Source organism: Glutamicibacter endophyticus (assembly GCF_048457885.1).
Lineage (GTDB): Bacteria > Actinomycetota > Actinomycetes > Actinomycetales > Micrococcaceae > Glutamicibacter > Glutamicibacter endophyticus.
Genome location: NZ_CP174200.1, coordinates 3,309,391 through 3,325,619 on the forward strand (window position 1 = coordinate 3,309,391; position 16,229 = coordinate 3,325,619).

General features: G+C 63.2%; 14 protein-coding genes. All 14 read right to left on the reverse strand.

Going from position 1 to position 16,229, the window contains the following annotated elements; genetic code table 11:
• Positions 1-207: 207 nt before the first annotated feature.
• Positions 208-1,431, reverse strand: a complete 1,224-nt coding sequence (locus tag ACJD00_RS15405) for an amidohydrolase family protein (RefSeq protein WP_418907771.1) — start codon at positions 1,429-1,431, stop codon at positions 208-210.
• 39 nt (positions 1,432-1,470) lie between these two features.
• Positions 1,471-2,469 carry an ABC transporter ATP-binding protein gene (locus ACJD00_RS15410; RefSeq protein WP_418907772.1) on the reverse strand — a complete coding sequence of 333 codons (999 nt, stop codon included), beginning with the start codon at positions 2,467-2,469 and terminating at the stop codon, positions 1,471-1,473.
• Positions 2,466-3,464, reverse strand: coding sequence for an ABC transporter ATP-binding protein (locus ACJD00_RS15415; RefSeq protein WP_418907773.1), 999 nt, complete (start codon positions 3,462-3,464; stop codon positions 2,466-2,468). Before ACJD00_RS15415 ends, ACJD00_RS15410 begins: the two co-directional genes overlap by 4 nt.
• A gap of 11 nt (positions 3,465-3,475) precedes the next feature.
• The gene (locus ACJD00_RS15420) at positions 3,476-4,477 is read right to left on the reverse strand and encodes an ABC transporter permease (protein ID WP_309409901.1); all 1,002 of its coding nucleotides are present in this window, start codon (positions 4,475-4,477) and stop codon (positions 3,476-3,478) included.
• Between the two features lie 10 nt (positions 4,478-4,487).
• Positions 4,488-6,197 carry an ABC transporter substrate-binding protein gene (locus ACJD00_RS15425; RefSeq protein WP_418907774.1) on the reverse strand — a complete coding sequence of 570 codons (1,710 nt, stop codon included), beginning with the start codon at positions 6,195-6,197 and terminating at the stop codon, positions 4,488-4,490.
• A 58-nt stretch (positions 6,198-6,255) separates the two neighbouring features.
• On the reverse strand, positions 6,256-7,245 hold the full coding sequence (locus ACJD00_RS15430) for an ABC transporter permease (protein ID WP_418907775.1): 990 nt from the start codon (positions 7,243-7,245) through the stop codon (positions 6,256-6,258).
• A gap of 240 nt (positions 7,246-7,485) precedes the next feature.
• The gene (locus ACJD00_RS15435; RefSeq protein WP_418907776.1) at positions 7,486-8,145 is read right to left on the reverse strand and encodes a GntR family transcriptional regulator; all 660 of its coding nucleotides are present in this window, start codon (positions 8,143-8,145) and stop codon (positions 7,486-7,488) included.
• Positions 8,146-8,158: 13 nt separating this feature from the next.
• Complete coding sequence (locus ACJD00_RS15440) at positions 8,159-9,145, reverse strand: ornithine cyclodeaminase family protein (RefSeq protein WP_418907777.1); 987 nt, start codon at positions 9,143-9,145, stop codon at positions 8,159-8,161.
• A 209-nt stretch (positions 9,146-9,354) separates the two neighbouring features.
• The gene (locus ACJD00_RS15445; RefSeq protein ID WP_418907778.1) at positions 9,355-10,797 is read right to left on the reverse strand and encodes an amidase; all 1,443 of its coding nucleotides are present in this window, start codon (positions 10,795-10,797) and stop codon (positions 9,355-9,357) included.
• 29 nt (positions 10,798-10,826) lie between these two features.
• Positions 10,827-12,197, reverse strand: a complete 1,371-nt coding sequence (locus tag ACJD00_RS15450; protein WP_418907779.1) for an MFS transporter — start codon at positions 12,195-12,197, stop codon at positions 10,827-10,829.
• A gap of 388 nt (positions 12,198-12,585) precedes the next feature.
• A complete protein-coding gene (locus tag ACJD00_RS15455; protein ID WP_418907780.1) occupies positions 12,586-13,353 on the reverse strand; it encodes an aspartate/glutamate racemase family protein in 768 nt (255 codons plus the stop codon).
• Positions 13,354-13,366: 13 nt separating this feature from the next.
• Positions 13,367-14,800 carry an amidohydrolase family protein gene (locus ACJD00_RS15460; protein WP_418907781.1) on the reverse strand — a complete coding sequence of 478 codons (1,434 nt, stop codon included), beginning with the start codon at positions 14,798-14,800 and terminating at the stop codon, positions 13,367-13,369.
• The gene (locus ACJD00_RS15465; protein WP_418907782.1) at positions 14,797-15,564 is read right to left on the reverse strand and encodes an aspartate/glutamate racemase family protein; all 768 of its coding nucleotides are present in this window, start codon (positions 15,562-15,564) and stop codon (positions 14,797-14,799) included. Before ACJD00_RS15465 ends, ACJD00_RS15460 begins: the two co-directional genes overlap by 4 nt.
• Positions 15,561-16,229, reverse strand: coding sequence for a GntR family transcriptional regulator (locus tag ACJD00_RS15470; protein ID WP_418907783.1), 669 nt, complete (start codon positions 16,227-16,229; stop codon positions 15,561-15,563). Before ACJD00_RS15470 ends, ACJD00_RS15465 begins: the two co-directional genes overlap by 4 nt.

Consider the following 16,229-nt stretch of genomic DNA (forward strand, 5'->3'; position numbering starts at 1 on the left):
CGACGACAAACGGGAAAATCTCATGTGTGACATCGCAAGTGATCGCGTCCTGCCACCCTTCTGAAGGCTCCGTTCCTTGAGTCAGTCACTTCCCTGCGAGCACATTCTCCGAGCTGCACTAACACAACCTGTACAGGCAATAAATAGACGGCCGGTGGCGTACGCTCGCACCGCACGCCACCGGCCATAAGTTCGTAGGGGCTACCGCTAGTAGCTTTCCTGCACCGAGAGGACCTTCAACCCATCGGCGACAACTCGACCGTCGTGAATGACGGTGCGGTCGGTGCCGCGGTCCATCACGGTTGAGGCGATAGTTTCACCGTCCACCAGTACCAAATCAGCACGGTCCCCCACGGCCACGCCAGGACGATCCGCGACCGAGGCTAGACGCGGGACCTCGTGGCTCATGATCGAGGCGCCGCCGATAGTGGCCACAGCAAGGGCGTGCTCGATCAGTTCGTCCTTGCGGAACCCGTTGACGAAAGCCAGCTGCCAGGTGCGGTCCAAGAGATCGCAGTTGCCATAGGGGCTCCAGTAGTCACGCTGCCCATCTTCGCCAAGCCCGAAACGGACCCCGGCCTCGGTCAGCTGCACCAGTGGCAAGTGATTCGAGGTGCTCGGCGCCACCGAGGTCAGCGAGATGTCCAGCTCGGCGAAGGTGTCGATCAGTCGGCGGGTGGTGGCCTCGTTGACGCTTCCCAGCTCGTAGGCATGGGAGAGGTTGACCTTTCCCTGCATGCCTAATGCACGGGTGCGTTCGGCGATGAGTTCGGCGGAGAAGACGCCCTGGGTACCGTGCTCGTGCAGATGAATATCGACCTCCACCTGGTACTTTTCGGCCAATCCGAACACCACGTCAAGATGGCGGACCGGGTCACGATCCAGTTCGCAGGGGTCGATGCCACCCATCACGTCCGCGCCGGCCTTCAGCGCATCCTCGAGGTATTTTTCGGTGCCCGGCTCAAGCAGGATTCCGGCCTGCGGGAATACCATCACCTGCACCTCGGCCTCGTTCGCGAACTTCTCCTTGGCCGCGATAACCGCCTCGTACTTCTCCAGCTTGGTGTCCACATCCACTTGAGCAAAGGAGCGTACCCGGGTGGTGCCGCGCGCGATCATCCGCTCGAGGGTTCCGGCCACACGCTCGGTGAGTCCGATCTCCGCATCTCGCCAGTTCTCACGATCGTTGCTCATCATCCCCCAGACGCCGGGACGGCCGGTGTGCTCCCGGAAGGGCAATCCGATGCGAGTGGAATCGAGGTGTACGTGAACATCGGAGAATGAGGGGATCAGAATTCGTCCGCGCCCGTCGACGTCGGCGTCCTCGAGGGACCGGTTCGGGTCGTGGGCCGTGATTGAGGCGATCTTCCCGTCGGTGATCAGGATGTCGCTGGGTTCACCGGCCCAGGGGCGGGCATTGCTGATGAGCACTGTATAGTTCCTTCCTACGCTGTGGTGGTGTTTTCGAGGTTAGCGGTGGGCGACGACCGCTGCCAGCGGAGCGCTAGGGAAATGGCAGGCGACCTCACCGGTCGGCACCTGGTCGGCGCATCGTGCGCGGTCGGCTTCGGGCAATAAGGCATAGGCCGGGCAACGGGTACGGAAGACACAGCCAGAGGGTGGATTGCTGGGACTAGGCAGGTCCCCACCGAGCCGGATGCGTTCGGTCAACGCCGCATCCAAATCCACGCTGGGCACGGCGGAGAGCAACGCGCGAGTGTAGGGGTGTTGCGGGTCAGCAAAGATGTGCTCGTTGCTCCCCTGCTCCATGATCTTGCCCAAATACATCACCGCGACCTCATCGGCCATGTGTTTAACCACGGCCAGGTCGTGGGCGATGAAGATGTAGGAGATTCCGGTGTCGCGCTGAATGTCCTTGAGCAGGTTGACCACCTGGGCTTGCACCGAGACATCGAGGGCGGACACCGGTTCGTCGCAGATCACCACGTCCGGATCCAACGCTAGGGCGCGGGCGATGCCGATACGCTGACGCTGCCCTCCGGAGAACTCGTGCGGGAAACGGTTAGCATGCTCTGGACGCAGCCCGACCCGGTCCATCAGGTCGCGCACCTTGGCTTTCACCCCGCCGGGTGGCTTGATGCCTTGCTCGATGAGCGGCGCGGCAATCGCCGCGCCAATGGAGGCACGCGGGTTGAGCGAGGAGGCGGGGTTTTGAAAAACCATCTGGACCCGACGCCGAAAGGCATTCAATTCCTTGCCCTTGAAGGTGGAGATCTCCTCACCGTCGAGTTTGATGCTGCCGCTGGTGGGGTCCAGCAATCGCATCAGCACCTTACCGGTGGTGGATTTGCCACAACCAGACTCACCGACCAATCCTAAGGTGGTGCCGCGTTGCAAGGTGAAGCTCACCGAATCCACGGCCTTGACCGCTCCCACGGTGCGCCCGAAGGCGCCCTTGATCGGGAAGTGCTTACGTAGCTCGCTTACTTCGAGTAGTGGTGTGTTCATGCCCCCACCTTGATTGTTTTGGGAAGTAGGCTCATTTCGTGTCCGTGGCATCGCGCCGCATGCTCCCCGGCGAGCAGCAGTTGCGGTCGTTCATTCTGGCAACGGCTATCTGGCACGAGTGCCGCGAATTCACAGCGATCGGCGAAGATACACCCGGAGGGCAGATCCAGCAGTGCCGGCGGCGAACCCGGGATCGGGGTGAGCCGGTCATCTTCTCCGGACAGGTGCGGCATCGAGGCCATCAGTCCGCGAGTGTAGGGGTGCGAGGGAGCGGTGAAGATTTCGCGCACGCTGGCCTGTTCGACGCATTGTCCGCCATACATCACCACGACGCGCTGGCACAGTTGGGCCACCACGCCCAGATCGTGGGTCACGAAAATGACCGCAGAGTTCGTTTCGGCCTGTAGCTCGGAAATCAGGTCTAGAATCTGGGCCTGAACGGTCACGTCCAGCGCGGTGGTCGGTTCGTCGGCGATCAGCAATTCCGGTTCACAGACCAGAGCCATCGCGATCATCGCACGTTGTCGCATGCCACCGGAGAATTCGTGTGGGTAGTTATCGACCCGTTTCTTCGGGTCGGGGATCCCCACGCGGGCAAGCATGTCGATGGCCACCTGTTTCGCGGCCTTGCGGGAGACCTTGTTGTGCACCCGGTAGGCCTCGGCGATCTGTGACCCTACGGTATAGAAAGGATGCATGGCCGAGAGCGGGTCCTGGAAGATCATACCGATCTTCTTGCCACGGAAGCCGCGCATGCGGTCCTCGCTCAGGGCCAACAGGTCGGTACCCTCGAAGGTGATCTCACCGGAAATCTTGGCCTTGGTCTCCTTGAACAGCCCCATGATCGCCTGGCTGGTCACCGATTTACCCGAACCGGATTCACCCACCAAGCCCACGGTTTCGCCGCGGTGCAGCTGTAGATCCATGCCGTTCAGTGCGGCGACCATGCCGTCATCGGTGGGGAACTGTACCGACAGGTTCTTCACGCTAAGCATTGGTTCCATGGTTAGTTCACCCGCACTCGAGGATCGATGAAGGCGTAGGAGACGTCCACGATCACGTTGAAAAGAATGATGAAGAAGGCCGCGAGCATTGTGATCGCCATGGTCACCGGCAGATCCCCGCTGGTAGCCGCGCGCACCGCGGTGAAGCCCAGGCCCGGAACCGAGAAGATCTGCTCGGTGAGCACCGCTCCCCCGAGCATCGCTCCGAGGTCCAGTCCGAGCATGGTCACGATCGGTGTGATGCCCGCGCGCACGCCGTGTTTGAACACGATGGTGCCGCGGCTCAATCCCTTGGCTCGCGCGGTGCGCATGAAGTCCTCGGAGAAGGTCTCGATCATATTGTTGCGGGTAATACGCACGTACTGGGCGGAGAAGAGCACCGCCAAAGCGATCCAGGCCAGCAAGTAATTGGTGGTCCAGCCGAAGAATCCGGCCTCACCGAAGGGCGATCTGATCGCGTTGGTGGTAAATGGCAGCCACCCTAGGGTGCCGACGAACACCAGCAGGAGCACCAGGCCGGTGACCGGGATCGGCAGAGACACCCCGAAGGACGCGGCCCCAACGATCAGCCGGTCGGCCAGTTTCCCCTTCCGCAGGGCCGCGAATAGCCCCATCCCCACGCCCACCACGGTCCACAGCACTACCGCACCGACGGTGAGCGACACCGTGTAGGGCAGTGCGTTGGCGATCATGTCCGTGACATTTTCGTTGGTCTGGAAGCTCTTGCCTAGGCAGGGCCATGCGCACACCTGCTCGGCTCCCGGCGCCCCGAGCATGCGGGGGCCAACGAGACCGGAGAGGAACGCTAGGTACTGCACAAAGAAGGGCTTATCCAGACCCAGTGCGATCCGCGCCTGTTCAACGCGCTCCGGGGTGCATTCCTGACCGCAAGATGCTGCGGCCGGGTCCGCCGGACCGAACTGGAAAAGGGTGAAGGTAATGAAGCTGACGACGAGCAACAAGATGAGCATCGCGCCGAGCCTGCGGAAGAGGAAACCGATCATGATGGTGGCCCTACTGTTCGACGCCCACGGTGTTCAGGTCAATCGCACCGAAGAAGTAGCCGACCTGGGCGTTGCGGATATTGGATCCGACCACCGAGTTGGTGTAGCTGTGAATGGTCGGGATCAGCGGGTAGGTGGCCATGACCTCGTTGTAGACGTCGGACCACTGGGCGCCGAGCTCTTCGGCCGTGCCGGTGGCACCGCGCAGTTCGTACATGCGCTTGGAGAGTTCCTCGTCGTAGAAACGCGGGATGTTGCTGAACCCATAGGTTTTGCCATCCAGCGATGGACCGAGGTTCGGGTCAACGGTCATGCGAGCCGAGGAGGAGTCGGCGCCGCCGCACCAACCGGCGCGAGCGATATCCGGCATCCCGTCACCGGCCAAGGTGGTGTAGTAGTTGGCCGCAGGAATCGGGCGTAGCTCCAACGTGATGCCCAGCTCCTTGAGGTTCTGCTGCAGCACGGTGCCGATGTTCTTATAGCGTTCGGTGGAATTGGCGTAACCGTAAACCAATTCCTTGGGCACGTCCTTGCCCTCCAGCAGGGCCTTGGCTTCTTCAAGCTTCGGCTTACCGGTCGGGTCCAGATCCGAGACCTGCTCGGTCAGGCCCACCATATTCTCGGTGAGCTGGCTGTTGACCAGCTGGCCAAAGCGAGCTCCGCCGTACTGCACCTGGATGGCGCTGCGGTCGATCGACAGGGCGATGGCCTTGCGGATCTCGGGATCGCTAATGGTTTCGGTGTTCAGGTTCAGCGTGTCAATGCACCCGAGGAAACCACCGGCGGTGCGTGCAGAAATCTTCTCGTCGTTCAGGCTCGCCGCGTCCGAGGCCTGCAACGCACCATTGGAGTCCAAGGTGATCGCATTCGGGTCTGCGTCGGAGATCAGCTTCTGCGAAATAGTGGACTGTGAGGTCGACAGCGAGAAGCGGAATTCGTCTGGTAAGGCCGGACGGTTCGGATCGGTGGCCGGGTCCCACTGATCGTTGCGTTCGAGCACCAGTTCGCGGCCACGGTCGTAGCTCTTGATCTTGTACGGGCCCGAGGAGACCGGGTGGTTGGTGTAGTCCTGCTTGGTGTCCTTGGCTTCGGGGACCGGGGCGGTATTTGAGCGGGAAACCAAGGCCGGGAATTCGGCGAAAGGCTGCTTGAGGTGGAAGATGAGTGTCTTCTCATCCGGGGTTTCGATGGCCTTGAAGTCACCATCCTTGTAGGGGCCCTTGTAGTCATCGTGACTCAATGCGGAGTTCAGCTCCTGCGGGGCCTGCGTGTAAACGTCGCGAGCATAGGTGCGCTCGACCCCGTACTTGATGTCCTGCGCGGTGATCGGCGAACCATCTTCGTACTTCAGCCCGTCCTTGAGGGTGAAAGTCCAGGTCAAGCCGTCCTCGGAAACCTGCCCGGTGTCGGTGGCCAGATCCGGCACGATCTCCGGCGGCTGTCCGGCGGTTTCCTTGGCCATGGTCAGCGTGCGGTAGTACAGCTGACCGACATTGGCGGTCTGCACATAGTTGGAGTTGCCCGGGTCCAGGGTGGCGAAGTCCGAGGACATCAGCACATTGACGGTGCCGCCCTTTTCGGAGAACCCCTGCTGGACGATCACCGGGGCGTAGGGGTCGCCCTGTCCGGCGGACGGAGCCTTGGCTGCTCCACCACCGCCACAGGCGGTCAGGCCGAACGCGACCACGGCGGCCGCGGCCAGCATTTTTGTTGCTCGCATCTTCATTGAGAATCCTCCTTGGACATGTGCGAGGTGATAACTCAGGCGGCGCGGCGCGCTACCGTGAGGACTTGGGGTCGAGAGCGTCACGCAGGGCGTCTCCGAGCAGATTGAACGCGAGCACCGTGATGATCAGGGCGATGCTGGGCACCGCCAGGAACCAGGGGTCGCTGAGGTACCAGTTGCCGGCCTGCGCCGCGTTAAGCATTTGCCCCCAGGAAGGGGTCGGGTCCTTGACGCCCACGCCGAGGAAGGACAGGGCCGCCTCGGCGGTGATATTCGTCGGGATCATCATCGTGGCGTACACCAGCACCACGCCGGTGACGTTGGGAATCACCTGCTTGAAGATCATGGAGCGGTGCGAGGTCCCGTAGGACTGGGCCGCATCGATGAACTCCTGCTGGCGGATGGTCAGCACCTGACCGCGTACGACGCGGGCCAAATAGGCCCAGCCGAAGAATCCGAGCACGATCACCAGTGAGGCGATCGGGACAAAGGAGCCGCTGCCCAGCGCGGTACCGGCCAACCGGGACTGCAGGATCGGGGCGATCGAAAGCACCAGTAGCAGGTGCGGGAAGGCCAAGAAGAGGTCCATAATGCGGCTGATAACCATGTCGACCTTGCCGCCGAAATAGCCGGCCGCGGCCCCGAGGATCGTGCCCAGCACCACCGATACCAGCGTGGCCAGCAGTGCAATGACCAGCGAAACACGTGCCCCGTAGGCTAGGCGGGCGAAGAGGTCACGGCCCAGGCCCGGCTCGACGCCGAGCCAGTGTTCGGCGCTCGGATACATGTACTGCGGCAGCGGCAGTCCCGGGGTGTAGAAGTTATCCAGCACCTCGGGCGTGGTGTTGGTGGTGTTTGGATCTTGCCCTTCAATGGCCACGAGCACCGGAGCCAAAATGGCGAAGAGCACCATGGCCACCACAACGGCCAGGCTGGCCATGGCGATCCGGCTCCGTCGGATCCGCATCCATGCGGTGGCCAGCAGGGAACGTCCCGTAGCCACGGGCTTGGCCGTGGTCGGCGTTGAGGCCGTGGCGGTCATATCCCATCCCCTTAGACGATGTAAGTGATCTAGCTAACACAGAAACCGTATACCAAAACCGAGACATTTGGAATACCAAAACAAGAAATTGGCGCCGGCGCGATTTCCTGCGGCAGCATACTGTGGCGCCGACAGAAGGTTGAAACTACAGCAAAGAAGCCGAGACTTGACCACAAAATATCCACTCGACTAGGTCGAACAAGGGTTCAACGGGCCTCGATCAACCAACAAGAGTGTCAGCTAGGAGAGATCCGCGGCGCTCAAGTCAGCGGCCAGACGCGCCGTACTGCGCTTACTTGTCGCCAAATGATGGGATACCAATAGCGCGACGCGGTCTTCATCGCGGGCGGCGATCGCCTCCAGCAGCTCCTGGTGCTCGCGCCCAATCGCCTGCAAGTCGTCATGCTGCACCAACAGCCACCGCATGCGCGCCGAAAGCACCCCGTGCAGCTCCAGCAACAGGTCATTGCCGGCAAGCCGATTGACGCATTCGTGAAACTCGGCGCCCGCGCGGCGAGCCGCCGCCCCGTCCCCAGTGCGTGCGGCAGTCAACTCCTCCTGCACGATCTCGCGCAAGCGCTCTAGACCCTCGCGGGTATGCCGCCGAGCAGCCAGCCTGAAAGTCATCGACTCCAAACCCACTCGCACCTCGTGCAGATCCGCAATATCCGTCGCCGTGAACTCGCGGACCACCGCCCAAGAGCGAGGGCGCAAGCGCACCATTCCCTCGGTCTCTAGGGTTTTGATCGCGTCGCGTACCGGCAGGCGGCTGACCCCGAGATCAAGGGCGAGGTCACGCTCGACCAGCTTGCTACCCGGAGGGCGCGTGCCATCGATAATTTCGGTGCGAATCTTCTCTGCAATCCGCACCGACTCGGGCTCAAAACCGCCAGCGGCCATCACAGTTGCCTCATTACAGCGAGAGGTCCACAGCCTGGCCGAGCCCCCGCTCCAGCGCACGGTCATAGGCTAGGCGGCCAATGGCCAGATCCAGCGCGCCGATACCGACGGAATTGAACAGCGTGATCTCCCGCGCATCGCGGCGCCCGAGGATTTCACCGGCGGCCACCTGCCCCAGCTCCCCCACGATGGCCTGCTCGGTAATGGCCCCTTCGGCGAGCGCCAGTAGGTAATCGCCGGACTTGGCCCGCGCAGTCCCCCAGTGATCAACGAACACGCGGGCGCGAGCCATGCCCTCGGCATCGATTTCGCGCTCAGTAGGGCGCGGACGGGCACCGACCGCGTTGATGTGCTGGCCGGGCTGGAACCAACTGCCATGCACGATCGGTTCCACCGAGGGAGTCAGCGTGCACAGCACATCGCAGGCGGACACCACCTCTTCGGCCGTAGCCACTGGCACGACTTCGAGTCCATGGTGGGCCACGGCGGCAGCGAATTCGGTGACACGTTGCTTGGTGCGCGACCAGACAACGATCTTTTCAAAGCGGCGCACACAGAGCATGGCCTCGACGTGCGCCACCGCTAGCGCGCCGGCGCCAATGAGTCCGAGGACGGTGCTTTCGGGGCGCGAAAGATACTTGGTGGCCACGGCGGTGGCTGCTGCGGTGCGAATACGCGTCGGAACCTTGCCATCCAAGATGGCCAGCGGATCGCCGGTAATGTGATCGGCCAACATGATCAGGGAACGCTGCGAGGGCAGTCCACGCTGGGCGTTGGAAGGGATGTCGGCCAATAGCTTGACGCTAGCCAGGGCAGGCTCGGCCGCCACGCTGGGCATCACAATAAAGCTCGAGTCTGCGCTCGGAACCCCCATAGCCGACGGAGTCGGCTGGGCCGCCGTGCCTCGCGCCAAATCGGCAAAGATCCGATCAACGGCCTGGACCGTGGAAGGCATATCGAGCACGGCCTGCAGCGCCGAGGCATTGAGCATGAGGGTCATCGGTGGCTTCTTTCAAACAGTGCGGTGTTTCCTAGCTCACACTGTAGCCGATTTGGTATTCCAAAAGGTAGGGTGCTGACGCAATAATCGCTCACAATTCCCTTACTCCCCGAGATTTCGCGCCTCTTGGGTATACCAAAAATAGAAGAACTGGCAGAAAAATGGCCCCGCCACGCACTGCGATGCGTGACAGGGCCAGTCAGGGCCGGCTAGTGACCGACGGTAAAGATCCCGAAAGCCTCCTCGAGCCACTGAGCTACTTCGATGACCTGCAGGTCCTCGTGTGGACGGCCTACCACCTGCACACCCACCGGCAAACCTTCCGCGCTGTAACCGCAGGGCACAACGGCCACCGGGAAACCGAGAATGCTAATGGCACGGCAGCTTGAGCCCAGCTCCGTCCATGGAATCTTTACCCCTTCGATCTCAAACTCCGTCTGCCGCGGATCCACCGCCGGGACACTGGCTACCGGAAGCAATAGAATCTGGAACTCATCGAGGAAATGAAGCATCTGCGACCAGATCTCATCGCGGGCATCAAGCGCCTGCCGATACTCGGCTACCGAATAATCCGACGCACCCAAAATGGAGCTACGCATCGGCTCACTCACCTGATCCTCGCGCCCCTGCGCCAATTCACGCACCTCGGGCATACCTGCGGTAGTGCGCAACCGGATAAAGGTTTCTGCTGCACGTTCAAGGGCTGCCGGACGACGCCGGACGGTCCGCAGACCACGAGTAGCGAGGGCCTCGGCCGCACGTTGCACCACCTCCACGACGTCGGCACGCACCGGGAAATTACCTTCTCCGTCGCACCAGGCGATCGCGGAAGGTTGCTCGTGGGCCGGGCGAGGTGCCACCGGGACCGTGTTCGGGTCGATACCGTCCGGGCCGGCGAGCACCTGCAATAGCGTGGCGTGGTCCGCGACCGAGCGCGCCAACCAGCCCACCGAGGAGAGCCGGTGCAGTACCGACATGGAGTTTGGCGCCGGGAAAGAATCTGGACGCGGAACAAAGGGCAACATTCCGGTCTGCGGGATCAGTCCAACGGTGGGTCGCATACTCGTCAGCCCCGTGCAGTGCGCGGGCCAGCGGATGGAGCCGCCGAAGTCGGTGCCAAGACCAAAGGCCGCCATTCCGGCGGCGACCGCCGCACTGTCGCCGCCGGATGAACCGCCGGAGGTGAGTTCGCGATTCCAGGGATTCCAGGTGTCCCCGAAGACCGGATTGCTCGAATGGGTTGGCACGGCCAGTTCGGAACAGTTCGCCTTGCCCACCACGATCGCCCCCGCATCGAGCAGGCGCTGCACGGCAGTGGCCGAGGCATGCGGATGGTAATCCTTCAGCAAGGTACTGCCCGCGGTGGCCCGCATTCCGGCCACCGACAAGGTGTCTTTGACCGTAAAGGGAACACCATGCAGTGCTCCGAGCCACCGCCCACGGGCCGCCGCCGCGTCGGCGGCCCGTGCTTGTTCCATGGCCAGGGGGTTGAGCGTCACCACCGCGTTCAACGCCGGATTCGCTCGGTCGAGAACTTTCAGGTGTAGCGCCATGCAATCTTCGGCGCTGATCTCACCAGCGCGGATGCGGCGAGCCCATTCGGTGGCCGGTACGCCCAATGTGGTGCTGATGTCGTCGGTGAGATGACTCATGGCTTTCCTGTTCCTTGTTGACCGGAGATTTATCGCGTGTGCGGGTCGCTGGCACTACCGGCCTCCGTCATAGCGATCTTGCTGGTTTCCTTGGCGAGGTAGACGCACAACACCATCAGTCCCAGCGCCAAGGATAGGTAACCGGCCACCGTGAATCCGGTCTGTGTCAGCACGATCAGTTGCATGGCGATCATCGGGGCGAAGCCGCCACCGAAAACGCCGGCCATCTGGAAGCCCACGGCCGACCCGGTGTACCGAACCTTCGTGGCAAAAAGCTCCGGAATGAAAGAGGCGATTGGCGCATACATGGCCGCCACGATCACCAAGCCGATGGCCGGCGCGATCAGCACTAGGAATGGAATGCGCGAATCGAGCATCGCAAAGAAGACGAAGCTATAGGCAATGCCTGCCAAGGCGCCGCCGATCATCACCGGGCGCCGACCCAACTTATCGCACAGCGAGCCAAAGAACGGCAGTGCGATCATCTGGGCGACGGCAGAAATCGTGGACGCGGCCAACGCCAGTGACTTGCTCAAGCCGAGGTGCTCGGTACCGTAGACCAAGATAAACATCGCGAAGATGTAGAACGCGATATCGCTACCGATGCGCGAGCCAATGGCCAGAGCCAGTTCCTTCTTGTAGTGCTTGAGCACGTGAAGCAGCGGGGCCTTGACCTCGCTGGCGCGCTGCGCTTCCTCCCTGGCCTCGGCCTGGGCGAATACCGGGGATTCCGCCAACTTCACGCGAATGTACAGGCCGATGGCCACCAGTGCGAAGCTAACCAGGAACGGGATGCGCCAACCCCAGCTGAGGAACTGCTCCTCGGTGGTCACGGCGGTAATCAGCGCGAAGACGCCGGTGGCCAACAACAGTCCGGTCGGCGCGGCGGTCTGCACCATGGAGCCGAAGAAGCCGCGTCGCCCCGAGGTGTCCGACTCGGTGACCATCAGCGCCGCGCCGCCCCATTCTCCGCCTAGGCCCAAGCCCTGCACGAAGCGCATGAGCACCAGCAGAGCCGGTGCGGCCACGCCGATCGCCGCGTAGGTCGGCAGAAGACCTACGGCGGCGCTGGCCAAGCCCATCATCAAAAGGGTGGCCACCAGAACGTTCTTGCGCCCAATCTTGTCTCCATAATGGCCAAAGAGGGCCGCACCCAGAGGCCGCACCACGTAGCCCACGGCGTAGGTGGCCAACGCCAGCAATAGCCCGGTGGCTGGTTCGGAGCCCGGGAAGAAGAGTACCGGGAACACAATGGCTGCGGCGGTGCCATAGGCGAAAAAGTCGTAGTACTCGAGCGTGGTGCCCACGAAGCTTGCGGCGACTACACGCTTCATGGAGTTATCGCCGCCCCGAGGCTTGGAACCCCTGGCGGAACGCTGAATGGCTGATGTGCTGGGCATGGGCCCTCCTGATACTGCGTGGGTGGGTGGCGTGTGTTGCGCGGTTGAAACCGTGGTGCCACGCCGTGCCACCGGTGAAGATACTGCGGATCGTCTCTGAATTCAGAGTGGCCGACCCGGGATCTACCGGTGCCGGAATTTGGGATCCCGTTTGTGGATCCCAAATAAATGATTGCGTGATCCGCATCACTGAGCAATGCCTATTTGGGCTGTAATTTCAGCCAAAAATCCCATGATTTCGCGGATCCCTACCTGCCGCTTGGATGAACCTTCAGGCGGGAAGGGCCGGCAGTCCACCGCTCAAGATCATGGCGGGACGGACGCCACGCAGCACGAGGACCGGCGCGCCATGGCGGCGCACCGGTCCTCGCAGAAGGGTCGATCGTTGCTAGCTGGAGAGCAGTCGGCCCCAGCGTGCGTCCAGCGGCGCTCCCCCAGCCAGCGTCAGGGCATGCCAGAGCGTCACGGCCACCGAGTCGAGCACCGGTAGTCCGCTTTCGGCTTCCAACTGTTCCACCACGGGTGCTCCGTAGAGGTTGGTGCACAGGAAGATCAATGCATCGGGATTCGTAGCAAGCAACTGCCGCGAACCATCGAGCAGGTCCCGCGGTTGGACACGGGCAAAGGACTCGTTGTCGCTCAAATCGAAGTGACGACTTCCGGTGATCTGCACTCCGCAGTCGGCGTAACGCGCCGCGATCTGCAGGTTCACATCCGGGGTGTAGGGCGTGAGCAGACCGATGCGCTGTAGCTCGAAGCGGTCGAAGGCTTCGAGATAGGCCAGTGTGCTGGTGGTGGCCGGGATACCGGTGGCCTCGGTGATACAGGCCGCGATCTTCCGATCGTGCTCGGCACCCAGCCAGGATCCGCTGGTCCCGTTCCAGGCGATGACGTCCACATCGGCGGTGGCCAGTAGCTCGGCGGCGGCCTGCATGCCGGCCACGTCGAACTGCTGATCCGAATCTGCGTCCAAGGCGATCCGGGTGACCGGGATGCGGGTGCTGTGCACCGTAACGTCGTCCCGGTCCCCGAGGATTCGGTAGGTCTGCGGCTCTAAGCAGGTATTCGAGGAGGGAACGATCATGCCCAGCCGGAGCGGGCGGGTGGCCGAGGTGTCGGCCGTCAACGCGACCGACTCGGTCAGGTTTTTCAACATAGCGGCTCCTTGATTAGCGGACGGTCAGCGGGGCTGGATGGGGTTGGCCGAGCGATGGCCAGTTCACCGCTTCGGAGTAGCGCGCCTGCGGTAAGAAGCGTCCCACCGCGCCGGGGTCGGTGAAGCCTTCGGCATCGAGCACGACGGTGCCGCGGCTGAGCACGGTCTCGGGCCAGCCGCGCAGTTCCATCCCTTCGAAGGGTGAGAAGTCGGTGCCCATGCGAAGCGTCGTGCCATCCACCGCGCGCATCTTAGCGGGGTCGATGAGCACCAGGTCGGCGTCGAAGCCTGGTGCGATGCTGCCCTTGCCGACCAGCCCGTTGAGTCGGGCCGGGGCGGTTGCGAAGACCGAGACGAAAGTCTCCAGCCCGCTCAGGTCCTCGCCGACCATGTGGGTGTAGGTCACCGGCAGACGGGTTTCCACACCGGGCAGGCCGTGGGGCATCATCCGCAGATCGTCCAGACGCTCACGCTTCTGGCTCAGATTGTAGGCCGAATGATCGGAGGCGACCGTGTCGATGGCCCCGTCGGTGAGGCGCTGGCGCAGCGCGAGCATGGTGGCCTTGTCCCGCATGGGCGGGCAGCAGGCGTAGAACTCGGGCAGCTCGCCTGCGTAGACCTCGTCGTTCAGTGCCACGTAGTGCGGGCAGGTTTCCGAATGGATCGGCAGGCCACGCTCGCGGGCGGCGCTGACTAGATCCACGGCGCCCGGGGTGGACTGGTGCACAAAGTAGACCGCGGCGCCGGTGTATTCGGCCATATCCAGCACCTCGCGCACGCTGGCTTCCTCGGCCAGCTCCGGACGGGTGGCCGGGAGGTGCTCGATGCTAATCTGCCCCTCCTCGGCATGCCGGGTGGTGCAGTCCACGATGATCGGGTCATGTTCGGCGTGCACATAGGCCAGCCCGTCGATCCGCGCCATTTCGCGCAGCACCTTGATCATGGTGTCGCCGTCGGCCATGGTGGTGCCGCGGTTGGTGGTGTAGAGCTTGACCGAGCGGATGCCGCGTTCGACCAGTGCGTCGAGCTGCGCCGGTACCGTCTCGTCCCAGTCGATCACCGAGGCATGCAGGGCCACATCGCAGCGTGCCTGGTCGAGCAGCGAGAGTTTATACTCGGCGGCTTCGAGGGGGCTCTGGCTGGTGTCGGCGGGTATGCCGAAGTCCAGAACCGTGGTGGTGCCTCCGGCCAACGCCGCGGCGGTGGTGGTGGCGTAGTCGTCTACGGTGTCGTAGCGCCCGGTGCGCTGGGCGATATGGCAATGCCCGTCCACTCCGCCGGGAATTACGAGCTTTCCGCTGGCGTCGATGATGCGCTCGGCTGCGGGTACGGGTTCGCTGGCATCGATGACGCGCTCGATGAGTCCGCCACGGATGAGCACATGCGCGTGGCGCCGCCCGTCGGCGTTGACCACGAGCCCGTGGGCGATGACCACTGTGTCTTTCATGCCTTTACCTTTTCCGCTGTGCCCTGTCGGGCAGCTAGTTGTGCGTCGAGGGCCGCGGAGAGTCCGCGGCGTTCCTTGCGAGGGGGTGGCCCGTAGGAGCCGGCGCGGTGCGTGCCGCTATGCAGGGCCACAATGGCCTCGGTGAGTTTCACGCCGGCGGAGATGCCGTCAACCACGGGTACCGGGATCTGGTCGGAAACCTCGCGGGCCAATCCGGCCAGCGGCGCTCCGGCCAGAATGATCACATCGGCTCCGTCGTGCTCCACAGCGTGGCGAGCGAGTTCCACCAGCTTGTCGCCGAAGTCCCGCTGCACGGTGCCGATGCCGCCGAGCGGGTCGCTCAACGAGTGGATCGAGGCGAGCCGCGAACCGTAGCCATAGGATTCAACGGTGTCGCGGTACCAGGCGGTGATCCGCGCGGAGATCGCGATGATCGAGAAGCGGCTGCCTTGCAGCGCGGCGGCCGCTAAGGCGGCCTCGGTCATTCCGATCACCGGCACCTGGCACAGTTCTTTGAGGGCAGGCATCCCGGGGTCGCCAAAGGCGGCGACCAGCACGGCGTCGTGGCCGGGGTTCTCCGCGATCGCCTCGGCCACCGCGGGTGCGGCGATCAACGACTCGAGACGGGTTTCGATATATTGCATGCCCGTGGCGGCGGTCCGTACGCTCAGCTCGGTGTCGGCCGCGGCGCTGCGTTGCGCCTCGGCGGCGATCAGCGCGCTGACGTCGTCGGAGATATTGGGGTTGATCACTAGTAGTTTCATTGTTGTCCTGAGGTGACGGTGGCGTGCAGTTCGGGAAACTGCGCACGGTATTTGGCGATGTGACGGGCCGATTCGGCGGCGGCGGTGTCCGGCTCACCGCTCGCGATGGCCGCCAGTAGCCGACGATGTTCGCCGATCAGTTCGGCGAGGTCATCCACGTGCCGGAAGAGCCAGTGCAGGCGTCCGGTCAGTGGGGCCAGTGCGGCCCGTAGCAGGTCGTTGTCGGCGATGTCGATGACGCGGTCGTGGAACTCGTTGTTCGTGCGTTGCGCCTTGTCGCGGCGGCCGGCCGCAAGGAGCGCATCGGCCGCGTCCAGTAATTCGGAGAGGTCTTCCAACTGCGTTGCGGTGGCTCGTTCGGCCGCCAATCGGCAGGCCAGAACCTCCAGCGCCCCGCGCAGATCGAAGAGGTCTCGCACGTCTTTTTCGGTGAGTGAGGCGACCAGCGATCCGCGGGTGGCCTTTTCGACCACCAGACCCTCTTGGCGCAGCATGCGTAGCGCTTCGCGCACCGGCAGGCGCGACACACTGAACTCCGCGGCCAGATCGCGTTCGATCAGCCGGGTGCCCGGTGCGTAGTATCCATCGAAAATACGTTGACGGATGGTGTCGCGCACCTGTTCGCGTAGTGGTGCGGCCTTAGGGGTTCGCGGATCGCCGGTCAT